The organism is Arthrobacter sp. 10T425, assembly GCF_056393985.1.
On record NZ_JBFTGZ010000009.1, the window covers coordinates 50,863 to 71,651 of the forward strand.

Genomic DNA, 20,789 nt, shown 5'->3' on the forward strand with positions numbered 1-20,789 from the left:
TGCGCTGCCGCCGCCTAGCGCCGGCCGGGGCTGTAGGCGGTCACATACGGGGTGTTGCTCGGGATGATTTGTTTGCCGAGCGGCATCAGCGAGATGGGTATGAGCTTGAGATTGGCGATCGCCAGCGGAATGCCGATAATCGTGATGGCCATGGCGAAAGCCGTAACGACGTGAGCGATCGCGATCCAGATCCCGGCCACAAGCAGCCAAATGACATTTCCCACCAGGGTGAATATGCCGTTGCCGCCGGGCTTGTCCACCACCATGCGGCCGAACGGCCACAAGGCATAGGACGCGATGCGGAACGAGGCCAGGCCCCACGGAATGGTGACGACCAGCAGGCAGCACACGACGCCGGCCAGGAAATATCCCAGGGCAAGCCACAGGCCGCCGAAGAGCAGCCAGATGATGTTCAGGAGTGTCTTCATGGATTAATTCTCGCCCGTAGGAGTGACATTCGGATCAGTGGTTTACCCGGAAAGATCCCTGACTTTCGCGCCCAACCCCGGACAGGTTTCCACGAGCCCGGTCCACGGGTGCCCGTCCGGGTTCGGCCCGCCTCGTCGGTGCTTAGGTATCGGCCTGTTTGACCATGGCGGCCTCAACGTTGATCTTGACCTTGTCGCTGACCAGCAGGCCGCCCGCTTCAAGGGCGGCGTTCCACGTCAGGCCGAATTCCTTCCGGCTGATGTCCGCCTCGGCACTGAATCCGGCCCGGGTGGCGCCGAAGGGGTCCACCGCCACACCGGTGTACTCGACTTCGAGCTCCACCGGCTTGGTGACTCCACGGATTGTGAGCTCGCCGGTCAGCACATAGTCTTCCCCTTCGCCCCGGATCCCGGTGGCCCGAAAAGTCATGTCGGGGAACTGCTCAACGTCGAAGAAGTCCGGGCCGCGGACGTGGCCGTCGCGGTTGGCGTCGCCCGAATCGAAGCTGGCGGTCTTGACCGTGGCGTGCAGGCTTGCGTCCGCCAGCGACTCGCGCACCCTTGCCTCGGCGGAGGCCTCGTTGAACCGGCCGCGGACCTTGCTGATGCCCGCGTGGCGGACGCTGAAACCGATTTCGCTGTGGGACATGTCCAATGTCCACACTCCGGGGGTCAAACCTTCGGGCAGAGTCACAACGGTCTCCTTCGAGCGGTGGCGGGCCTGTCCCGCCGGGGCGGTCGGGGTATTCCCCACTCTGCATGCTAACGAGGAAGCCCGTCCCGGGCTAGGTCCCACCGGCCCTGACGCGGGACACGCGGCACGCGACACGCCAGCGGCCACCCCGGCGGCGGCGTCGCGCGTCGGCGTCGCGCGTCGGCGGCGGGATTTCCGACGGCGGGTCCAGCGATCCGGGGCCGGACGCGTTCTCTGGCCTTCGCTCCACGGCCGGGTTACTCTGGCCTATAAATGCCGGCCAATCACCGAATTTCGCAGAACTATTTACACAGTCCTGATCAACCAAATGATGTGAGGAATCGTGGCCAGGTCCCTGGGGAAACATGGCAAGGCGGGTATCGGCGCTTGCTTGCTGAGCCTGGGTCTATTGCTTTCCGCCTGCCAGCCCGGGCCGCCGGAACCCGCACCGCGCCCGAGCCCCGGCACGCCGTCGTCCACCGCGCCGTCGCCCCCATCGCCGTCCACCGCACCGCCGTCGTCGTCTGCCGCGCCGTCGGCCGGCGAGCCCGTGCATTTCACCGCCCAGGGTGACATCGGCGTAGGCTCGGGCGCCAAGAAGGTGCTCGACGCCGTTGCCGGCCTCAAGCCGCACCTGAACCTGGCTCTGGGCGACTTCGCATACAAGGCCGGGCTCGAACAGGAGTTCTGCGACATGGTCACCGCCCGTCTCGGCGAGAACTTCCCGTACCAGTTGGTGACCGGAAACCACGAGAGTGACGGCCGGGATGGCGACATCGAGAAGTATGTCCAGTGCCTGCCCAACAGGATGCCCGGCCTCCAGGGCGAATACGGCGTCCAATGGCGCCTCGATGTCCCCGAGCAGAATCCGGTTGTCCGCTTCATCATGGTTTCCCCCGGCATCGATTTCCGGGGCGGGGAGCCGCTGGACTACTCAAGGGACAGCGAACGCTGGCGCTGGACCGCGGACGCCATCGACGAGGCCAAATCGCAGAACATCCCCTGGACGGTGGTGGGCATGCATACCCCGTGCCTGAGCGTCGGCAACTACGACTGCCAGGCCGGGCAGGACTTCACGAACATGCTGATCGAAAAGCAGGTGGACCTGGTCCTGTCCGGCCACGACCACGTCTATCAGCGGACGCATCAACTGGCCACGGGCGGAGGCTGCGCGGAACTCGTTCCCGCGACCTTCGCCTCCGCATGCCTGGCCGATACCGATGACGCCATGGCCCAGGGCTCGGGGACCGTGTTCGCCACCGTCGGCGTTGGCGGCGTCGGACTCTACAACGTCCGATCCGAGGACCCGGAGATGCGCTACTTCGCCAGCACATCCGGAAAGAACCAGGACCCGGCCTTTGGGACCCTGGACGTCATGGCGACGGCGGATGAACTTGCCGCCCGGTTCATTCCCGCCGACGGCTACAGCTTCTCGGATTCCTTCACCCTCCGCCGGTAATCTGCTGCGGCATTAGGGCTCAGGTGTGCGGCGGCGGGTGGGCCGCCGGTAAGCCGTCGGACGCGCCCCGAGAGGGCTCAGGCCGGCACCCAGATGCTGACCCAGTCCAGGTAGACGTGGCCCTGGGTTTCCGGAGCCGGACACAGAGGCAGGCAGGATTCGGTCTGCAGGATGAAATGCATGGGCGTCGAGGGCACGTCCGTTGTGCTCGCGCCGATGGATCGTCCGTCAATGAAGAACTCAACGCGACCGGGGGTCCACTCTGTCGTGGCAACATGCCAGTCTGTGGAAACTTTATTGGAAAAGAACTGTTCAAAGCGCTTTGGATCCAAGGACATGAAATGGGCAGCTGCCGTCAGGATTGCTCCGAGGTCGCCTTCTGGGAAATCTATCTCCCCGTCCCGCGGCCAGATGCCACTATCCGGCCACAGGAGCCACGCCGTCTTGAAGCCAGGCATGGCATCCCCCCTGTACCGGACTGAGTAGCGGCCGTACAGCATGCTGTTGGCCCTCGGGGGATTCTTGCTGGCATTCGGAAATTTGGGCGTGGGCGCGGCACCCATGAAGACACCGTTTTCCGAATGCATGAACCAGTCCAGAACGCCGTTTTTGACGCTCAGGACTTTCGAGGGATAGTAGCCCGATTTTCCGCCGCTGACCTGCCCGTCCGTATCCGGTGTTCCGTCTTTGTATCCGGCACTCCACCGGTCCCGGTAAAGCGGCCCGGGAAAGGAGCCCAGGGGGACGTCACCGCCGGAGAAGTCCTCCACAAAGACGTTCCTCCATCCGGGCAGATCCCCCGACATGGCCGTGTCAGTGGTCCGGTCCGGAGGCGGTGCCGATGTCCGGGCAGGCCGGGACGCCGGCGCGCCCCCAGGCGCAGGGGCGGCAGTCGCGGTGCCACCTGCCGGCGGCTCGGTCGGCGCCACCGACTGGAGCCCGGGCTGTGCCCCTCCTGTTCCGGCGTCGGTCGGCGGAGCCGCCGGCGACGCCGAAATGGACGTGAACAGCGGCCGCTCGCCCTGTGGAGCGGCATCCGTGCCGCACGCCGCCAGGGCCATGACCAGGACCATGGCGGGAACCGCCATGGTCCTGAAGGTCAGGAGACGCCGGCGTCCTGCCGGCACGCGCCCCCAATGAACGGGTGTCCGCATCGAGCCAGTGTCGCATGGAGGCAACCGCCCATCAACAGTTGTGCCTCAAATTTGGTTGAAAGTTCCAGTTAATCCAAGGTTAATGCAAGGTGGCGAAACCAAACTTTAACCCTGGGGTATATCACTAAGTTGTCGACAACCGAACAGCGTAAGCATTGGGTCTATTTTCCGGTCGGAGGAGTCGGAAAGCGCTGTAGTTGCGACGAGCAGAATACGTCATTGAGTGGTGAGGCCAGTGTCCATCCCGAATCTCAAGCCGAACGTGCGCCCCCAAACGACGCCCCCGCCGGCAAATCCCTCGGTCAGCGTGGTGATCCCCACTTTGAACGAGGCAATGAACCTGCCGTGGGTGCTGCGGCGTATGCCCTCCTATGTGGATGAGGTGGTAATTGTTGACGGCCGTTCCCTGGACGGCACAGTGGAGGTGGCCCGGGCCTTGCGCCTGGACGTCGTGGTGGTGGCAGAGCCCCGCCCTGGCAAAGGAAACGCCGTGCGGGCCGGATTCGCCGCAGCCTCCGGCGACATCATCGTCATGCTCGACGGGGACGGCAGTATGGACCCCCAGGAGATCGGCTGGCTGGTGACTCCGCTCCAGCACGAATACGACTTCGTCAAAGGCTCCCGCTATGTGACGGGCGGCGGCTCAGACGATCTCACATGGCTGCGCAGCGGCGGAAACAAGATGCTCACCCGGCTCGCCAACACTGTCCTCCACAGCGACTACTCAGACCTTTGCTACGGCTACATCGCCCTGCGCCGCGAATGCGTTGACATTCTGGAGCTGGAGTCGGACGGGTTCGAGATCGAAACTGAACTGATTGTGCGGGCCTCAAGGGCGGGCCTGCGCATTGCCGAGGTGCCCAGCCACGAACTGTCCCGCATCTCGGGGCAGTCAAACCTGCATACCTTCCGGGACGGCTGGCGGGTCCTCCGCACCTTGGCCCGCGAGCGCGTGAGCTGGGAAGCCCCGACCGCCGGCGCCCGCCCCGAAGCCCTGCGTCGGGTCAAGTACAAGTACCCCAACGAGGTCTTCCCGCACGTTCCCACCGATCCCAGCAGCGTCCTGGGCGTACGGGCAGGCGAATAGGATGTCCGAGAACTCCAGCCTTCCGGAAGTATCCGTGGTCATTTGCTCCTACTCGGAGGACCGGTGGGACCAGCTGATCGGCGCCCTGGACTCCGTCCGCACCCAGACCTTCCCACCCAAGCAGACGATCGTCGTCGTGGACTACAACGTGGACTTGTACAAGCGCCTGATCTTTACCGTCCCGGATGCCGTAATTATCGAGAACGCCGGACCCAAGGGTCTCTCGGGCGCCCGCAACACCGGAGCAGGCATCGCCAAGGCCGAGATCGTGGCCTTCCTCGATGACGACGCCGAAGCCGAGCCGGACTGGCTCGAACGGCTCGCGGCGATGTACGACGATCCCGACGTTCTGGCGGTCGGCGGCCGGGTGGAACCGCTCTGGGAAGCCGGACGGCCGGGCTACTTCGCCAACGAGCTCGACTGGATTGTCGGCTGCACGTACCGGGGAATGCCCAAAGTCGCCGCCGAAGTCCGCAACGTCATTGGCGCGAACATGTCCTTCCGCGCCAGCGTCCTGGAACGGGTCGGCGGTTTCAACACAACCCTGGGCCGTCAGGACGCCGTCCCGCTGGGCTGCGAAGAGACCGAACTGTGCATCCGCGCGGTGATCGGAGCTCCCGGATCCCGGGTGGTCTATGAGCCCGCGGCCCTGGTGCACCACCACGTTCCGGCCGAGCGCGGCACCTTGCGCTACATGCTGGCCCGTTCCTGGGGCGAAGGGATTTCCAAGGCGCAGGTCAGCAGGGTGGTCGGCCACAAACGGGCACTTGGTCCCGAACGGCGCTATGTCCGGCAGGTCCTGCCTCGTGCAGTATTCGCCGGCATCCGCGGCTGGCTCGGCGGCGGGGACCGTGCCGGGCTCGGCCGGGCAGCGGCCATCATCGCCGTGCTCGCGGCCACCGCGACCGGCTATGTGCGCGGCCGCCGGCTGCCTGCGGCGCCGTCGCCGGCCAAAGCGGCTGTTGTGACGCCGGAAGAGCCGTGGCGGGAAGTCAAATGAACCGCGCTGCGCCCTTCCCCGTAGACCGCCGGGTGCAGGCCCTGCACCCGGAACCACCTGACCGCAGGAACCCGACCCCAGAAAGCTTGGATCATGAGCCAACCTGAGCGCGACGTGAAACAGCCCATTGGCGCCTCTGCCGGAGCCTCCTTCGATGTCCACGGGATCGTGGGCATCGACGTGGAGGCGGGCACACCAGGGGAACCGCAACTGCGGGATATGCTCGCCCCGTTCCTGGGGAATTCCACCGCGCCGCGGCGGATCACCATCGGCGCCAGGATATCGCCGGTTTCCAGCCAGTCGCACGCGGAGGATGCCTACCGGTTCACCGGGGAGTCCCTCTATATTCCGGCGGACCGCGTCCAGATCATCGAAACAAAGGACGGGTACCGGATCGAAGGCGCCGGTGAGCTCCTGACCTCTGTGATTCCGCTGCTGGACCGGCTGTGTGTCCAGGAGGAGACGGCAATGATCCATGCTGCCGTGGTGGACTTCCGCGGCTCCGGGGTTCTCCTGCCGGCCTGGGGAGGTGTTGGAAAGACCAGTACGGTGGCGAAGCTGGTGGCCATGCCCGATGTGCGGTTCATGGCCGACGACTGGGCCTTCATGGGCGCCGGCGGAATGCTCATGGGCTACGCCAAACCGATGTTCATCAAACCCCACCACCGCGCCATCTACCCGGACATGTTCCGGGGAACCCGCAAGCCCCTGGCCCCCGGATGGCTGACGACTCCTGTCGCCCATCTGGCCACGGCGGTCCATCCGGTCATTGTCCGCTATCCGAAAACAGCCGCATTCACCCGGCGCTGGTCCCCCGAACACCGCATGGTGCAGCCGGAGCATGTTTTCGGGGCGCAACGGATCTCGTCCGCGGCGCCGGCACAGCTGGCCATCTTCCTCGAGCGCTTCGACGGCGCGGACGCGCGGCTGGAAGCACGCAGCGCCGAGTGGATGACCTCCCGGGTCGTCGGCAACTTCCATTCGGAACTGCCCATGGTCTCGCGGCGCCTTGTCGAGGCCCTCGGCGCCACCAGCCTGGTCCCGCTGGAGGAGCATTTTGGCCAGAAGGCGGCCGTGGTGCGCCGGGCCCTGGAGGACGTTCCCTGCTGGCTGCTCCGGCTTCCCGCCGCTTGGTCAGCGGACCAGGCCTCTGACTTCATCGCGAATCTGGTTCGTTCAAAACTGGATGAGTGAGGCGAGGCCACGTGAGCGATCTGAAGGTGTCGGTTGTTGTTCCGGCGCGCAATGCCGCAGCCTGGCTGGGCGAGTGCCTGGAGTCGATCCGCAGCCAACACCCGTACGAAATGATCGTGGTCGATGGCTGCTCGACGGATGACACTGTCGAAATCGCCCGCGACTGCGGGGCGACTGTCATCTCCGATGAAGGACGCGGCCTGCCTGCCGCACGGATGCTCGGCGCCCGCAGTGCCACCGGCGACGTTGTCGCCCTGATCGACGCCGACGTCGTCCTTCCGCCGAAGAGCCTGTCCCGGCTGCTGACCGAATTCGAGGCCGGCGGCTACGACGGCCTGCAATTCGGGCTGGCCAGCGAAGCCGACGGCCCCGGCTATTGGGGGGCTGCGCTGGCCTGGCACCACAACCACAGCCGGGTGCGCAAGTGGTTTGGCGTCAGCGCCACGCTGATGCGCCGCGACGTGCTGCTCGACGTCGGGTTCGACGACGACTTCCGCTCCGGGGAGGATGTGGAGCTGAGAATCCGGCTGGAGCAGGCCGGGTTCAAGCTCGGCGTCTCCGACTCCGTGGTGGTCAGGCACCGGTTTGACGACACGTTCGACTACGCCCGCGACCAATGGCTCCAGGACGGGGCCGGGATGGCCCGGACCGTCCGCAAGCACACGGGCCGCGCCGGCTGGCTCGTGATGCTGCCACTGCTGGCCACCGTGCGGGGGGTCGGCATGTCCCTGGTCCGGGCACCCCGCTTCCTGCCGTACTGGATGGGCTTCCTGCTCTACAACTACCGCGCCATGGCCGGCGAGCTCCTGCGGCCGGCCCACAAACCGATCTCGGTCGGCGGGAACGCGGCCTGGCTGGCCGCCGCGAGGATTGCCCCCATGGTGACGGGCTTCCTGTTCTGGGCACTCGCGGCCCTCGTGCTCCCGCCGGAGCAAATAGGCCTGGGGTCCGCGGTGGTCGCAGCCGCGCTCCTGACCGTGCAGCTGGGGATGCTCGGCGTCGGGCCTGCCACGCTGACGCTGCTGCCCGCGGAAACTGACGGCGGCCGGCGCCTCATCGCCACCGGCCTGCTTACCGTGGCAACCTGCTCCCTGCTGGGCGCTGGCCTGCTGGTTGCCGTCACCTCGTGGCTCGGCACAGGCGTGGGCGAGGCCTGGGCCGACCCCCTGGTCACCATTCTTTTCCTGGCCACGGCACTGCTCGCCGCCACCGCCTACCAGCTGGACCACGTGGGCGTAGCCCAGGAACGGGCCGACCGCACGCTGGTCAGAAGCCTCGCACAGTCCCTCGTGCAGCTCCTCTTCCTGGCCGCCGCGCTGGCCGCCGGGCTCCGTGACCTGGCGGTGATTGTGGGCGCCGTCGCCGCCGGCGCCCTGGCCAGTGTCCTCGTAGGGCTGCGCCAGCTCGCCCGTGCCCACGTGTCCCCGGACTGGAAGCACGGCTTCCGGCCTCGGCCGGCCCTCAATCTCCTGAAGCCGGGGCTTCCCAACCACGCCCTCACGCTCGCCGACCGCGCGCCCGGCTACCTGCTCCCGCTCATCGTTGCAGCTACCCTGGGCCCGGCGTCGACTGCCGCCTGGTATGTGGTCTGGATGATGGCCTCGGCAGTGTTCTTCGTGCCGCAGTCCGCCGGGTTTACCCTGCAAACGGCCCTCGCGGGTTCACGGGCGCGGCCGGGCCTCCTCGCCTCAGCGTTACGGGCCAGCTTTATGCTGACTCTCGTGGCCGGGCTGATACTGCTGCTGGCCGGCCCCCTGCTTCTGGGCTTCCTCGGACCGGATTACGCGTCCGCGTGGGTCCTCATTCCTGTACTCGTCCCGGCACTCCTCCTGAGTTGCGTGACCCAGGTCTACTACGGGCTGTGCCGGGCCCAAGGGCGGCTTTTCGAATCCACGATAGTCGCCACTCTGGCCGCCATCCTGGTCGTGGCACCCGCCGCGGCAGTGGCGCAGCAATATGGCCTCACCGGGGTCTCAGTCCTATGGGCCGTTGCCCAAGCGGCTGCTTGCCTGATGGCCACCTGGCGCCTGATCACCCTGACCCGGATGAAGCCCGCCTCCACCGCAGGCGAGATTCCTTCAGCGGCGCGCCACCAGCCGACCTGAATCGAGAAATGATGACACACGAAACGGCAACAAGCCTCCCTGTGGGCACCGCCCACCGGCATGAGGCGCATGCGCACGTCGGCGGTGCTAAGCCGCCCACCCACCGCAACCTCGGACTCACCCCGTCGTGGCACATCGGTGCCCTGGCCGCGGCAGCCGCGGCCGCGCTCGCCCTCGGCGTGTGGAGCATGAACCAGGTCAATCCTTTTCAGATCGGCGGGGCCGGGCTGATTGATGCCCTCCCGCCGGCCTATTTCGTTGCGCTCGCGCTCAGCCTCGCCGGATTTGTCGCCTCGCTGAGCCTCCGCCGTCTGGTTCCGGCGCTTCTGACCTGGCAGCTCCTGGTCACAGTGGTTCTCCTCGACGGTGCTGACCCGATCATTCATGGCCTGCCCCGGCTCGAGGCCAGCTTCCGGCATCTGGGCATTGCGGACACCATTAGCCAATCGGGCCAGCTGGATCCGACCCTGGACGCCTACTTCAACTGGCCAGGATTCTTCAACGTGCTGGGAATGCTCTCCGGGGCGACGGGCGCCAAGGATCTTTTCGGGATCGCAACGTGGGCGCCGGTGGGCATCAACATCCTCCTGCTCGCACCACTGCTGGCCCTGGCCCGGCGGTTGACGGCAAATCCGCGCCAGGCCTGGGCGGCTGTCTGGATCTTTTACGTGGCCAGCTGGATTGGACAGGACTACCTGTCACCACAGGCCTATTCGTTCCTCCTCCTGCTCACACTGATTGCCTGCCTGCTCAGCGTCTTCGGCGGTTGGGCCTGGCCAACGGAGCGCACCCGCTTCTCCCGGTGGCTTGCCCGCAGTGTCAGCAAACTGGACAGCTCGGTCCCGCGGTATGGCGCCGCGGAACCGCACCGGGCGGACACGGCGATTCTCGTGGTGGTCTGCGCACTGATCCTGCTTGCCATGACGGCTTCACACCAGCTCAGCCCCTTCGCCGCGATCCCCATCCTGGCCGCGCTCCTGCTGACCGGACGTCTCCGGCTGCGCTTCTTGCCGGTCCTGGCCGTGGTCCTGCCCGTCGGCTGGCTGCTCTTTGCGGCTTCCACATTCGTGGAGGGGCATTTCGGCCAGCTGCTCGGCTCGCTCGGTGACATCGGTGCGAACAGCCTCGGCGCGCTGAGCAGCAGGGTCTCAGGCAGCGACGCCCACATGTTCGTGGTTTACACGCGCATGGCCGAGGTTGCGCTGGTCTGGGTGCTCGCCGTTGCCGGCGCCATTGTGGGCTACCGGCGGAAGGCACCGTGGCTGGCGGCCGCGGCCGCGGCGCTGGCGCCGCTGGTCCTGATTCCCCTCCAGCCCTATGGCGGTGAACTGCTTCTGCGCCTGTATCTCTTCAGCCTTCCGTTCGCCGTCTGCCTGGCGGTGCTGCCACTGATGTCAGACAGTGCCGCGGGGCTGAGCCTGCGCCGGGCCCTCGCGCTGCTGCTGATGGGCGCGGTGCTCGCTACAGCCACTGTCGTCTCCCGTTATGGAAATGACGGCATGGAAAGCTTCAACGACGACGAAATCGCCTTAGTGAACCACCTCTATGCGACAGCGCCCACCGGTTCCGTCCTCATTGAGGCAGTTCGCAACACCCCGTGGAGATACCAGCACTACGCGGACTACGACTACCGGGCGCTCGTTGCTGCCGAGCCCATTCCCAACGCCGCGCCGCTCAGTTGTGACGCGGCCAACCAGATCGCCCACAAAGCGGGCGCGTACCTCATCGTTACCGAAAGCCAGCAGGAGGCAGCCGAACTTCGCGGTTCGACTCCCACCGGCGACCTTCAACGTTTTACCGCCACATGCGCCACGAGTCCGGGCTGGACAAAGGTTTTTGAAAACGCAGGCGGCGTGATTTTTCACATCGAAGGAGTTAGCAATGGCAACTGAACGCAGCTACGTGAGCTATGCGACGGCAGCCGTCGCCGTAGCAGCCATACCGCTCTCGTTTGTCGGCCCCGAGGGCCTGCGCCTGGCGGTGATAGGCCTGCTGATGCTGGCCGGGCCTGGAACGGCGCTGGTGCTGCTCCTCCGCTTCGACCCCCCGCGCTCAGCCCAGGCAACTGGTGCGCTTCCCCTCAGCATCGCCATCGCAATCGCCTTCAGCCTCGCGATGTCCACCCTCGTGGCGACGGCGATGATCTACGCACGTCTCTGGTCACCGCCGGCGGCTGTATGCCTCCTGTCGGCCCTGACGCTCGTATTCCTGGGCATTGAGTTCAAGCGGCCAAAGCGTGCCCTGGTGCGTGCGAAATGATCATCTTCCTGACGGGGCTGGCCACGATGACGGCCCTCGTGAGCTGCGATGTGCTTCGCGTGTTGCAGCCGGACAAGGCACTCCCGCGCGCCGTGGTGATCACCACGGCAGCCCTGCTGGCCATAGTCGGCGTCGCGGTGGTCATGCAATTGGTGCATCTGGCGCAGCTGGCATGACAGAAACCGTCCGCCCGGTGCCGCGGCACCGGGCGTACACCAACAAGTCGAACCAATCACGGAAAGTATTTCAATGAGAAAACTTAGAACACTCAGCATGGTTGGGACGCTCGGAATGCTCGTAGCCGGTTCCCTTGTCTTCGGTTCCGCCCAGGCTGCCACCGCCGCAACCTGCAGCCCCGCACCGACAAACTCCTATCCGGGCACCGTCGTGCTCGCCACCAGTTTTGAAGCCAGCAGCTTTTGCGGCCTCATCCCCCAGGTTTCAGGCACCGGTACGGCAACTATTTCCAGTTCGCTGAACCATACAGGTGCCCGTTCGGCCAAGCTGCACGTGACCACGGATTCCGGTTCACTCGCAAATCTTTCCTCTCCGGCATTCACCTCGGGAACCAAGACCTCGTACGCGGACGGCTGGTTCAAGATCACGGTGGCCGGCGTTTCCGGCAATGACGTCCCGTACTTCCGGTTCTTCTCCGGCTCCACCCGCGTCGCAGACATCTACCGCTACAACAGCAACGGGCAGCTGTGGCTCCGGGTCACCTCACCGAGCGGCACGTTTGTCTACACGAAGCTGATCTCAAGCAGCATCTCCCTGAGCGCCTGGCACCATGTGTCCATGCGGGTGACCGCCAACGGGAGCGCGTCAACAATCCAGGTGTGGTTCGACGGCGTGCAGCGCTACAGCAGCTCGAGCGTTAGCATGCTCGGCAGCACCCTGAGCAAGGTTCAGCTCGGGGCCGAGCACAACCGGCAAAAGGGCGACGAATACATCGATGACGTGATCATCAAACGCTCCTAGCCCCCTCAGATGGTCCGCGGGCGGTCCAGCCTCATTCCGGCGCCTTGGCCGCCCGCACGAAATCCCCGATCTTGGCCAAGTCCTTGATGCCGCGCGCCGACTCGACGCCGGAGGACACATCGACACCCCACGCCCCGGCCTCCGCCGCTGCCAGGGCGACGTTGGCGGGATTGAGACCGCCGGCGAGCAGCCACTTGCGTCCGGTCAGGGCCTTGGCCCGGACCGAGCCGTAGTCCCAGGCCTCGCCTGAGCCTGGCACGGCGGCGTCGATCAGGAGCAAATCCTCGCCCCAGTCGCTGAAGGCCTCCGCGGCGGCGGCCATGGTGACGGCCCTGATCAGTTTCATCCCGGCGTCGAGCACTGTCCGGACGTCGGCGGGTGAGCGGTCCCCGTGGAGCTGGACCCAGACCAGGCCCGCCTCACGGGCGACGGCGACGGCGACGGCGGCCGGTTCGTGCCGGAACACCCCCACCGCGGGCACCCCGTCCGGGACATGGGCGAGGAGGTTCCTGACCTGTTCCGGCGTGACCTCCCGGGGGCTGCGGGTCAGGACGAAGCCGACGGCGTCCGCGCCGGCGCCTGCCGCGACGCGGACCGCATCCGGGGTGCTCAGGCCGCACACTTTGACAAACATTCGGGCTCCTTCTGCGCGCTTCCTGCCTCCGACGTTAGCAAGGCCGGGCCCCGCCGCCGACTTTGCGTCGGCACGGGCGTGCGCAGCCCCGCCGGCGTCCCGGCGCGTCGGCGCGAGCGCCGTCCCCGGAAACGGGCCGATAGGCTGAGGCCATGGAGATCATCCGCTATGCCGAGCTCAAAGCCCACCCCTGGCGCAACGGCGGCGGGGTGACGCGCGAAGTGGCGCGCCATCCAAGGACCCCGTCCCTGCGGACCGCCCCGCAAGATACAGGGCAGGACAGCGCCTGGGACTGGCGCGTCAGCATTGCCGAAGTCTCCAAGGCGGGCCCCTTCTCCGCGTACGCCGGGATGGACCGTGTACTGACAGTGATTGACGGCGACTTGCTGCTGCTGAGCGTGGACGGGGCCGAGCACCCGCTGGAGAAGTACCGGCCGTTCCGGTTCTCCGGCGACGCGGACTCGGCGGGGGCACTGCCCACCGGCGACATCCGGGATCTGAACGTCATCACCCGCAACGGCGCCTTCAAGGGCTACACCTCGATCATCGAGCTGTCCAAGAAGCGTGCCCATCCGGTGTTCGCAGGCCAACTCGGCATCCTCCTGCAGGGGCAGGGGACCGTCAGCCCCGGGACTGCAGGCGGCACTCCCACCGGGCCGGCCGCCGTCGCCCCCGAGCCGGAGCGCGTCGAGCTGAACCGTTACGACGCCGTCGTCGGCGCCGATACCGCGACGCCTGAAATCGTGGGCCGCGGATTCCTGGCTGTCATCTCGATCGACCCTGCGGAACCCGGCACCGTTTAGCGCTCGTCCGCCTTCACCCGGGCGCCGCTGACACGCACCGAGTCCCCGGACAGCCGCTGCGCGAGCCAGATCGGGACGATCGAGACCACGATCAGCACGACCGCCACGACATTGACCACGGGAGCCTGGTTCGGACGGAAGAGGTTCTGCAGGATCCAGATCGGCAGCGTGGTCTCGCCGGCCCCGATCGTGAACGTGGTAACGATGATCTCGTCGAAGCTCAGCGCGAAGGCCAGCAGGCCGCCGGCCAGCAGGGCGGAGCGGAGCTGCGGGAAGGTCACCAGGCCGAATGTGGTGAAGACACCGGCGCCGAGGTCGGCAGAGGCTTCCTCGAGGCCGGCGCTGGTGCGGCGGAGCCGTGCAATGGCGTTATTGAACACTGTCACCATGCAGAACGTGGCGTGGGCGATCACCACCGTCCACAGGCTCAGTGGGACGCCCAGGATCGTGGTGAACATGTTGTTCAGCGCGATGCCCGTGACAACCCCGGGCAACGCGATTGGCAGGATGACCAGGAGGTTGATGACGTCACGGCCGAAGAACTCATAGCGCTGCAATGAGATCGCCAGCAGCGTCCCCAGCACCAGCGAAATGATGGTCGATACGACTGCCACCCACAGGGAGGACACGACGGCTTCCCTGACGCCGGGCGAGTCAAAGGCCTTGACCCACCATTCCAGCGTGAAGCCCTTGGGCGGCCAGCCGAAAGTCCGGTCTGCGTTGAACGAGTTCACCACCACCAGCAGCAGCGGTGTGTAGATGAACAAAAACACCAGCGCCGTGACAATGCCCAGGACCACCTTGGCGCTACGGGAAAGTCTCATGATGCTCCTCGCACTACAGGCTGTTCAGGGCGCCGGTGCGGCGGACGACGAAAAGGTAGAACATGATGATGGCGATCGGCACCAGCGATACCGCGGCGGCGAACGGCAGATTGTTGGCCGCTCCGACGTTGGCGTAAATCACGGTGCCCAGCATCTGGGTGGTCCCGCCGACGATCTGCGCAGTGATGTAGTCGCCCAGCGACAGGGAGAACGTGAAGATCGTGCCCGCGATGATGGAGGGGACCAGCAGCGGAAGCATGACCAGGCGCATGGTGGTGAGCGGCTTCGCGCCCAGGTCCCCGGAGGCCTCCAGCAGGGAGTCGGGCACCCGGTCAAAGCCCGCGTAGATCGGCAGGATCATGTACGGCAGCCAGATGTAGGACAGGGTCAGGATGACGGCGGTTTCGCCGTAGCCCGGCGAGGACAGGCCGATCGGGGTCCCCAGCCACTCCAGCAGCCCACCCTCGGACAGGACATTCCGCCAGGCGTAGGCCTTGACCAGGTAGCTTGCCCACAGCGGCATGAGCACGGCCACCACGAGCAGTTTCTCCCAGCGGGCGGGAGCGACCTTGGCGATGAAGAAGGCGATGGGCAGTGCCAGGATCATGTCAATCACGGTGACTGCCACGGCGATCCACAATGTCCGCAGGGTGATCCGCTGATACACCGGATCGGTCAGGACCGTGACGATGTTTTCCGTGGTCCAGACCGTGGACACCTCCCCGGTGAAGGTATCCACGGTCCAGAACGCGGTGATGAGCAGTGCCGCCAAAGCGGCGATGTACACCAGCACCAGCCAGCCCGCCGGGGCGGTGAGCAGGGCCGCCAGCCTCAGCCGGGGCGAGCGGTGCAGCAACGCCGAAAAGGCGTTGGTTTTCGCCCGTGGCACGGCCCCGGCATCACCGGGCGCCCCGGGCGGCAGCTGTTGCGTATGAAGTGCCATCTCGCCTTAATCTCTGCCGGCCCCCGGGGCCGGCTCGTTCGTGCGGGTTTGGTGCGGCGGAGCCGGAATCAGCCCTTGATTTCCGTCCAGGCCTTGGTCCATTCCGAATAGTCGGTGCACTTGACGTCCTTGCGGCCATCGAGGCACTCGGCCACCGGTGTGGTCCAGAACCAGATCCTGTCGGCGTAGGCCGCATCACCTGAGTGGTACGTCTGGCAGTGGTTGGGATCCTTGGTCAGCTCGCAGGCTTTCGCGTTGGCCGGCGATTCGCCAAAGTACTCCGCCACCTGGGCGTTCGCCTTGGGGCTGGCTATGTAGTCGAGCCACTTGTAGGCGCAGTTCGGGTTCTTGGTCTTGGACCCAATCATCCAGGTGTCCGACCAGCCGGTGGCGCCCTCGTCCGGGACGAGGGTTGCGACCTTGGCGCCGTCTGCCGTCGCGATGTTGGCCCCCACCTGCCAAGTGGTGCCGACCACGGTGCTCCCGGACGTAAAGGCCTGGACCTCCTTGACGACGTCGCTCCAGTACTCGCCGATGTGGGTGCGCTGCTGCTTGAGCAGGTCGACGGCCGCGGCCAGCTGGTCCTTGTCGAGGGCATAGGGGTTCTTGATGCCGAGGTCCGGCTTATGGGCCATGAGGTACATGGCGGCATCGGCGATGTAGATGGGCGAATCGTAGGCCGTGACCTTGCCGGTGTTCTTGGCGGCGTCGTCAAACACCGCGCTCCAGGAGGCGGGCGCCGGGGCGACCTTGTCCGTGGAGTACATCAGCAGGTTGGCGCCCCAGCCGTGGGGCATTCCGTAGTTGACGCCGTTGACGGTGTTCCAGGCTTTGTCCTTCAGGAACGGGTAGATGTCCGGGTAGTTCTTCAGCAGGCTCATGTTGACCGGTTGCACGTCCTGGCCGGCGATCAGGCGCAGCGACGCATCCCCGGAGGCCGAGATAACGTCGTACTGTCCCGTGCGCATGAGCGTCACGGCCTCGTCCGAGGTGCCGAACGGCTTGAAGCTGACCTTGCACTGGGTTTCCTGTTCGAACGGATGCACCCAGTCGACGGCCGGGTCGTTGCTGCCATCCTCGACGTAGCCGGGCCATCCGAGGATGGACACCTGGCCTTCACCGGTGCCGATCTCGGTTTTGACCGGCTGCGCCGACTGTGCAGAACCCGATCCGCCGCTGGTTCCGCAGGCCGACAGCGCGAGGGCTGCGGCCGCAACCACCCCGACTACGAGGGAGGCCTTAGTTCTTGGTGCCATGATCCGAACCTTTCGCTGTGGAGAAAAACTCTGGACTGGAACGCTGCGCCGCGGCACGGACGGCAACCCCGCCCGGCATGGCCCGGCGTCAGGTAGTGCCGGGGACCGGAAGCCAAACGACGGCGTCGTCGTCCCAGCTGACTGTGACGGGCCCGTTCACCAGATCGGTGTCGCTGCCGGGCAGCTTTTCCGGAACGAGCGCGACGACGGCGGGTCCGCCGTCGAGCTGCACCCGCACCTGGGTGGCGTGCCCTACGTAAACGAACGACGTCACTGTCCCCGGCCGGGAGGTGGTGCCAAAACGGCGCTCCGGTTCGCCGGTCCAGGCGACGCGCAGCCGCTCGGGACGGATGCACAGCGGCTCCGGCCGGCCATAGATCGCCTGGGCCTGGCCGGCGTCGAAAATGTTGGAGGTGCCGACGAAGTTGGCCACGAAGATGCCGCCCGGGCGCTCGTAGATTTCGTGCGCGGTGCCGATCTGTTCGATGCCGCCGTTGTTGAACACGCCGATCCTGTCGCTCATGGTCAGTGCCTCCTCCTGGTCGTGGGTGACGAAGATGAAGGTGATACCCAGCGAGCGCTGCAGTTCCTTGAGTTCGACCTGCATCTGCTGCCGGAGCTTGAGGTCCAGGGCACCGAGCGGCTCGTCCAGGAGGAGGACCTTGGGCTCGACCACCAGCGCGCGGGCCAGGGCAACGCGCTGCCGCTGGCCGCCGGAGAGCTGGGCGGGTTTGCGGCCGAGGAACTTCCCGAGCTGGACGCGGTCCAAGGCTTCCCTGGCCCGCTCCCGCCGCTGCTTCCCGGGCATGCCGCGCACCCGCAGCCCATAGGCGACGTTGTCCACCAGGGACATGTGCGGGAACAGCGCGTAGTCCTGAAATACGGTGTTGACGTCCCGCTGGAAGGGCGCCATGGCCGTGACGTCCTTGCCCTCGAGTTCGATACTCCCGGACGTCGGCAGCTCGAAGCCGGCGATCAGGCGCAGGACCGTCGTCTTGCCGGAGCCGGACGGGCCAAGCATGGAGAAGAATTCCCCGTGGCGGATGTCCAGGTCCACGCCATTTACCGCGACGGTGTCCCCGAAGACCTTGGTGAGCTTACGCAGACGGATCGCCGGAACCTCTTCCTTTCCGGTCGAGGTGCCGGCGGCCAGTGTTTCGGTCATGGGGTGCGCCTTACTCCGTTGCCGGATCGTCCACAGGAACCACGCAACCGAATGTGATCCAGTCCACACTGGGCTGCTGGGCCAAATGCTATTACTCCATAGGTTTTGTGTATAGACCCTCCGGCAAAGCCCGGATTAGGATGTCATCAGCCCGGGCGACGCGCGGCGGCACCGCGGAAGCCGCAGGGATGCACGGCCGGGGCGGGGCGGATACCGCCGGAGGGAAGGGAGGCCCGAATGGTGTTGTCGCCCACGGGCGCCTCCCGGAGCCTGGCGGCGGTGTTCACGCCGATCAAATCACGCGGGCTTGTGGATGAAGTGTGCGGCCGGATCGAACAGGCCGTGGAGACCGGGCTGCTCACCAGCGGCCAGCGGCTGCCGAACGAAACCGAGCTGGCCGCGGCCCTTGGAGTGTCCGCGGTAACGGCACGGGAGGCACTCTCCCAGCTGCGCGCCTCGGGAATCATCCGGACCGCGCGCGGCCGCAGCGGCGGAAGCTTCATCGCCGACGACGTGCTGCCCTCCCGGGAACGGGCCCTGGCGCAACTGCATGAGCTGAGCCGGCTGCAGATCAGGGACCTCGCGCTGCATTACCAGGCGATCGCCGCGGCCTGTGCGGGCGTGGCGGCCCGCCGCTCCGACGCCGCCGACATCGCCACGCTGCGCTCATTCATCCCCGCAGCGGACGATGACTCCCTGAGCTGGCGTCTGGCCCTCTCGGAGTTCCTGCTGGAAGTCGCGGCCATTGCCCGCTCGGCCCGGCTTGCCGGGGAGCTCATCCGGCTGCAGGCAGATCTCGGCACCCTCACGCTGCTGCCCTGCGCCGACACCGGCTACCGCGGACGCACCGCCGTGATCCTCGGGGACGTGGCGGCCGCCATCGAGACCCACGACCCCGGGGCCGCCGAAACGGGGGTCAAGGCCCTCATCTCCGCCACCACCGACTGGCTGCTGACCGAGCAGGCCAAGAGCTATTGACCGCACCCGCATCCCGGAGCCACGATCGTGGCCATCTTTGACCGCAAATGTCCGGCACCTTCGAGCTAAGGCAGCACCGATGTCCGAAACCACCTCCACCGCAGGCCCCACCGCAGCGTCCATGGCAGCGCCGGCCGAACCCGGCGCTGTTGAGAAGGCGGCCCAGCTGGCCGCAGCCGAACTCGACGCCACCATCGCCGGCATCGAGCACTGCCTGACGGAGTGGGCCGCTGACACCGGGGCCGCCCTGGCCGCCATGTCCGGCAAAGTCACCGGCACGGCCGTGGACAAGCTCATCCGTCCGGTGGTCGAGGAACTGGTGCAGCTGCCCGGCGGCTACGCGGCCGGAGCGGGGTTCATCGCCAACGCCGGGTTGCTCGGGCCCGGGCGCAGCTACATCGCCTGGTGGCAGGGCCCGGATCTGGAGCACGTCGACGCGCTGGCCAACTTCAGTCCCAACTCCATCAGCCGCTACGTCAAGGCCGAGTGGTTCCGGATCCCCGTGGAAACAGGACGGGCCCACGTCACCGGGCCCTACGTGGATTTCCTCTGCACCGACGAGTACGTCCTGACCTTCACGCACCCGGTGTATACCCGCCCGGACGGCCCGGTCGCGGGAATCGTGGGCATCGACGTGACAGTTCAGCGCCTGGAACGCGGAGCCATGGCGGCGCTGCGGCGGATCGGCGGCCGGGCCACCCTGGCCAATGCCGACGGCCGGGCCATCGTGTCGGCGGCATACGATATCGACGCCGGCGACCTTACCGCGCCGAACGAGCCGTGCGCGCAGTACCCCGTGGGGCGCACGTTCACTCTTTGCAGCGACGCCGTCGGGCTCTGATGCCGATTTGCTAGACTTGGAGGCCAAGGCCCCTCTTCCAGGCCTCCGGACGACGGTTCAGTACCCGGCACGCGACAAGACTGGCCACAGGAGTTGTCATGTCGTGGTTAATACTCATTCTTTCCGGGGCGCTGGAGGCCGTTTGGGCCGCCGCCCTGCACCGGACCGCCCAGGCCAGGGGCCGCCGCCGGCTGGTCCCGGCCCTCGTTTTCCTCGTTTCCGTCCTCGCCAGCACCGGCGGGCTCGCCGTCGCCATGCAGTCCATCCCTACCGGAACGGCCTACGCCGTGTGGGTGGGGGTCGGCGTCGTCCTGACGTCCGGCTACGCGATAGCCGCCAAGGTTGAGCGCCCGACGGCGGCACGGATCCTGCTTCTTGGCGGGATTGCCGCGAGCGTCGCCGGCCTGAAGCTGGTGGCGTGACCATGATGAAACCAGCTGCAATGTCATGGGTGATTCTGCTCGCTTCCGCTGTGCTGGAGGCGGTCTGGGCCACGGCACTGGGCCTGTCCGACGGGTTCTCCCGCCCGTTGCCGACCCTCGTGTTCGCCGTGACGGCCACCCTCAGCATGGTGGGGCTCGGCTTGGCCGTGAAGCGCATTCCGCTCGGCACCGCCTACGCCATCTGGGTGGGGATCGGCGCTGCACTGACGGTCGGCTGGGCGATGGCCACCGGCGTCGAACCGGCCAGTCCGCTCAAGCTGCTGTTCATCGCCGGAATCGTCGGATGCGCGGCGGGCCTGAAGCTCCTCCCGCCAACGGCGGACTCAGAGGAACCGGCACAAGGCGCTGTCCGGCCGGCCTCCCCTGCGGAAATTCCCCACGTTTAGGGCAGTCCGACGGCGTGTCCCCTGCGGCGCGCCGTCGTGCCGGCCGCGCAACGGTCAAAGGTGGGGAGAATCGTCTGCCCGGCCGATAGCAGGGCCGGAATAGCTGCCGGAATAGCCGCGCGCATCCCGGGGTTCTTGGCAGGGACGGAAGTCCTACG

At 66.6% G+C, this 20,789-nt stretch carries 22 protein-coding genes and 1 riboswitch; of the genes, 14 read left to right on the forward strand and 8 right to left on the reverse strand.

What is annotated here, in order from left to right:
• Positions 1–14 precede the first annotated feature (14 nt).
• Complete coding sequence (locus AC1DDH_RS12065; protein ID WP_028275466.1) at positions 15–428, reverse strand: YccF domain-containing protein; 414 nt, start codon at positions 426–428, stop codon at positions 15–17.
• A 142-nt stretch (positions 429–570) separates the two neighbouring features.
• On the reverse strand, positions 571–1,122 hold the full coding sequence (locus AC1DDH_RS12070) for a YceI family protein (protein WP_028275465.1): 552 nt from the start codon (positions 1,120–1,122) through the stop codon (positions 571–573).
• 409 nt (positions 1,123–1,531) lie between these two features.
• Here AC1DDH_RS12070 and AC1DDH_RS12075 point away from each other — a divergent pair, with 409 nt between their 5' ends.
• Positions 1,532–2,581 carry a metallophosphoesterase gene (locus AC1DDH_RS12075; protein ID WP_476955509.1) on the forward strand — a complete coding sequence of 350 codons (1,050 nt, stop codon included), beginning with the start codon at positions 1,532–1,534 and terminating at the stop codon, positions 2,579–2,581.
• 77 nt (positions 2,582–2,658) lie between these two features.
• Here AC1DDH_RS12075 and AC1DDH_RS12080 read toward each other — a convergent pair whose 3' ends face one another.
• Entirely contained in the window at positions 2,659–3,669 is a 1,011-nt protein-coding gene (locus AC1DDH_RS12080; RefSeq protein WP_476860204.1) for a glycoside hydrolase family 16 protein, read from the reverse strand.
• 301 nt (positions 3,670–3,970) lie between these two features.
• Between AC1DDH_RS12080 and AC1DDH_RS12085 the strand changes: the two genes are divergently transcribed.
• The 8 genes from AC1DDH_RS12085 to AC1DDH_RS12120 all read left to right on the forward strand — a co-directional run bounded on the left by AC1DDH_RS12085 (position 3,971) and on the right by AC1DDH_RS12120 (position 12,358).
• A complete protein-coding gene (locus AC1DDH_RS12085; RefSeq protein ID WP_243180637.1) occupies positions 3,971–4,822 on the forward strand; it encodes a glycosyltransferase family 2 protein in 852 nt (283 codons plus the stop codon).
• 1 nt (position 4,823) lies between these two features.
• Complete coding sequence (locus AC1DDH_RS12090; RefSeq protein ID WP_476955510.1) at positions 4,824–5,822, forward strand: glycosyltransferase family 2 protein; 999 nt, start codon at positions 4,824–4,826, stop codon at positions 5,820–5,822.
• 93 nt (positions 5,823–5,915) lie between these two features.
• Positions 5,916–7,016, forward strand: a complete 1,101-nt coding sequence (locus tag AC1DDH_RS12095; RefSeq protein ID WP_476860207.1) for a hypothetical protein — start codon at positions 5,916–5,918, stop codon at positions 7,014–7,016.
• An 11-nt stretch (positions 7,017–7,027) separates the two neighbouring features.
• On the forward strand, positions 7,028–9,121 hold the full coding sequence (locus AC1DDH_RS12100) for a glycosyltransferase (RefSeq protein ID WP_476856991.1): 2,094 nt from the start codon (positions 7,028–7,030) through the stop codon (positions 9,119–9,121).
• A gap of 8 nt (positions 9,122–9,129) precedes the next feature.
• Positions 9,130–11,013 carry a hypothetical protein gene (locus AC1DDH_RS12105; RefSeq protein WP_223917145.1) on the forward strand — a complete coding sequence of 628 codons (1,884 nt, stop codon included), beginning with the start codon at positions 9,130–9,132 and terminating at the stop codon, positions 11,011–11,013.
• The gene (locus AC1DDH_RS12110) at positions 11,003–11,380 is read left to right on the forward strand and encodes a hypothetical protein (protein WP_230009974.1); all 378 of its coding nucleotides are present in this window, start codon (positions 11,003–11,005) and stop codon (positions 11,378–11,380) included. Before AC1DDH_RS12105 ends, AC1DDH_RS12110 begins: the two co-directional genes overlap by 11 nt.
• Positions 11,377–11,556 carry a hypothetical protein gene (locus AC1DDH_RS12115; RefSeq protein ID WP_026538140.1) on the forward strand — a complete coding sequence of 60 codons (180 nt, stop codon included), beginning with the start codon at positions 11,377–11,379 and terminating at the stop codon, positions 11,554–11,556. Before AC1DDH_RS12110 ends, AC1DDH_RS12115 begins: the two co-directional genes overlap by 4 nt.
• Before the next feature lie 97 nt (positions 11,557–11,653).
• Positions 11,654–12,358, forward strand: coding sequence for a hypothetical protein (locus AC1DDH_RS12120; protein ID WP_476955511.1), 705 nt, complete (start codon positions 11,654–11,656; stop codon positions 12,356–12,358).
• A 31-nt stretch (positions 12,359–12,389) separates the two neighbouring features.
• On the opposite strand, the gene AC1DDH_RS12125 is transcribed toward AC1DDH_RS12120, so the two are convergent.
• Positions 12,390–12,992 carry a phosphoribosylanthranilate isomerase gene (locus tag AC1DDH_RS12125; protein ID WP_476955512.1) on the reverse strand — a complete coding sequence of 201 codons (603 nt, stop codon included), beginning with the start codon at positions 12,990–12,992 and terminating at the stop codon, positions 12,390–12,392.
• Positions 12,993–13,144: 152 nt separating this feature from the next.
• Between AC1DDH_RS12125 and AC1DDH_RS12130 the strand changes: the two genes are divergently transcribed.
• A complete protein-coding gene (locus tag AC1DDH_RS12130) occupies positions 13,145–13,795 on the forward strand; it encodes a HutD/Ves family protein (protein ID WP_476955513.1) in 651 nt (216 codons plus the stop codon).
• Here the strand turns inward: AC1DDH_RS12130 and AC1DDH_RS12135 are convergent.
• From AC1DDH_RS12135 to AC1DDH_RS12150, 4 genes are all read right to left on the reverse strand, one after another.
• A complete protein-coding gene (locus tag AC1DDH_RS12135; RefSeq protein WP_476955514.1) occupies positions 13,792–14,619 on the reverse strand; it encodes an ABC transporter permease in 828 nt (275 codons plus the stop codon). The two genes, AC1DDH_RS12130 and AC1DDH_RS12135, sit on opposite strands and share 4 nt — an antisense overlap.
• 13 nt (positions 14,620–14,632) lie before the next feature.
• Positions 14,633–15,562 (reverse strand): ABC transporter permease, encoded by a 930-nt coding sequence (locus tag AC1DDH_RS12140; protein WP_223917155.1) that lies wholly within the window; start codon positions 15,560–15,562, stop codon positions 14,633–14,635.
• Positions 15,563–15,630: 68 nt separating this feature from the next.
• The gene (locus tag AC1DDH_RS12145) at positions 15,631–16,818 is read right to left on the reverse strand and encodes an ABC transporter substrate-binding protein (protein WP_476955515.1); all 1,188 of its coding nucleotides are present in this window, start codon (positions 16,816–16,818) and stop codon (positions 15,631–15,633) included.
• A gap of 88 nt (positions 16,819–16,906) precedes the next feature.
• On the reverse strand, positions 16,907–17,983 hold the full coding sequence (locus tag AC1DDH_RS12150; RefSeq protein WP_476955516.1) for an ABC transporter ATP-binding protein: 1,077 nt from the start codon (positions 17,981–17,983) through the stop codon (positions 16,907–16,909).
• Between the two features lie 237 nt (positions 17,984–18,220).
• Between AC1DDH_RS12150 and AC1DDH_RS12155 the strand changes: the two genes are divergently transcribed.
• The 4 genes from AC1DDH_RS12155 to AC1DDH_RS12170 all read left to right on the forward strand — a co-directional run bounded on the left by AC1DDH_RS12155 (position 18,221) and on the right by AC1DDH_RS12170 (position 20,631).
• Positions 18,221–18,961, forward strand: a complete 741-nt coding sequence (locus AC1DDH_RS12155; RefSeq protein WP_476955517.1) for a FadR/GntR family transcriptional regulator — start codon at positions 18,221–18,223, stop codon at positions 18,959–18,961.
• A 79-nt stretch (positions 18,962–19,040) separates the two neighbouring features.
• A complete protein-coding gene (locus AC1DDH_RS12160) occupies positions 19,041–19,802 on the forward strand; it encodes a cache domain-containing protein (RefSeq protein ID WP_476955518.1) in 762 nt (253 codons plus the stop codon).
• A 22-nt stretch (positions 19,803–19,824) separates the two neighbouring features.
• Positions 19,825–19,891, forward strand: a riboswitch (guanidine-III (ykkC-III) riboswitch).
• A gap of 9 nt (positions 19,892–19,900) precedes the next feature.
• On the forward strand, positions 19,901–20,224 hold the full coding sequence (locus tag AC1DDH_RS12165) for a DMT family transporter (RefSeq protein WP_028275448.1): 324 nt from the start codon (positions 19,901–19,903) through the stop codon (positions 20,222–20,224).
• A gap of 20 nt (positions 20,225–20,244) precedes the next feature.
• A complete protein-coding gene (locus tag AC1DDH_RS12170) occupies positions 20,245–20,631 on the forward strand; it encodes a DMT family transporter (RefSeq protein ID WP_476849797.1) in 387 nt (128 codons plus the stop codon).
• Positions 20,632–20,789 lie beyond the last annotated feature (158 nt).

Coding starts and splice junctions, on each gene's coding strand:
- AC1DDH_RS12125 (WP_476955512.1), bottom strand. CDS start 12,992: ATGTTTGTCAAAGTGTGCGGCCTGAGCACCCCGGATGCGGTCCGCGTC.
- AC1DDH_RS12155 (WP_476955517.1), top strand. CDS start 18,221: ATGGTGTTGTCGCCCACGGGCGCCTCCCGGAGCCTGGCGGCGGTGTTC.
- AC1DDH_RS12065 (WP_028275466.1), bottom strand. CDS start 428: ATGAAGACACTCCTGAACATCATCTGGCTGCTCTTCGGCGGCCTGTGG.
- AC1DDH_RS12080 (WP_476860204.1), bottom strand. CDS start 3,669: ATGGCGGTTCCCGCCATGGTCCTGGTCATGGCCCTGGCGGCGTGCGGC.
- AC1DDH_RS12105 (WP_223917145.1), top strand. CDS start 9,130: ATGATGACACACGAAACGGCAACAAGCCTCCCTGTGGGCACCGCCCAC.
- AC1DDH_RS12115 (WP_026538140.1), top strand. CDS start 11,377: ATGATCATCTTCCTGACGGGGCTGGCCACGATGACGGCCCTCGTGAGC.
- AC1DDH_RS12135 (WP_476955514.1), bottom strand. CDS start 14,619: ATGAGACTTTCCCGTAGCGCCAAGGTGGTCCTGGGCATTGTCACGGCG.
- AC1DDH_RS12160 (WP_476955518.1), top strand. CDS start 19,041: ATGTCCGAAACCACCTCCACCGCAGGCCCCACCGCAGCGTCCATGGCA.
- AC1DDH_RS12140 (WP_223917155.1), bottom strand. CDS start 15,562: ATGGCACTTCATACGCAACAGCTGCCGCCCGGGGCGCCCGGTGATGCC.
- AC1DDH_RS12120 (WP_476955511.1), top strand. CDS start 11,654: ATGGTTGGGACGCTCGGAATGCTCGTAGCCGGTTCCCTTGTCTTCGGT.
- AC1DDH_RS12170 (WP_476849797.1), top strand. CDS start 20,245: ATGTCATGGGTGATTCTGCTCGCTTCCGCTGTGCTGGAGGCGGTCTGG.
- AC1DDH_RS12095 (WP_476860207.1), top strand. CDS start 5,916: ATGAGCCAACCTGAGCGCGACGTGAAACAGCCCATTGGCGCCTCTGCC.
- AC1DDH_RS12145 (WP_476955515.1), bottom strand. CDS start 16,818: ATGGCACCAAGAACTAAGGCCTCCCTCGTAGTCGGGGTGGTTGCGGCC.
- AC1DDH_RS12150 (WP_476955516.1), bottom strand. CDS start 17,983: ATGACCGAAACACTGGCCGCCGGCACCTCGACCGGAAAGGAAGAGGTT.
- AC1DDH_RS12130 (WP_476955513.1), top strand. CDS start 13,145: ATGGAGATCATCCGCTATGCCGAGCTCAAAGCCCACCCCTGGCGCAAC.
- AC1DDH_RS12165 (WP_028275448.1), top strand. CDS start 19,901: ATGTCGTGGTTAATACTCATTCTTTCCGGGGCGCTGGAGGCCGTTTGG.
- AC1DDH_RS12090 (WP_476955510.1), top strand. CDS start 4,824: ATGTCCGAGAACTCCAGCCTTCCGGAAGTATCCGTGGTCATTTGCTCC.
- AC1DDH_RS12110 (WP_230009974.1), top strand. CDS start 11,003: ATGGCAACTGAACGCAGCTACGTGAGCTATGCGACGGCAGCCGTCGCC.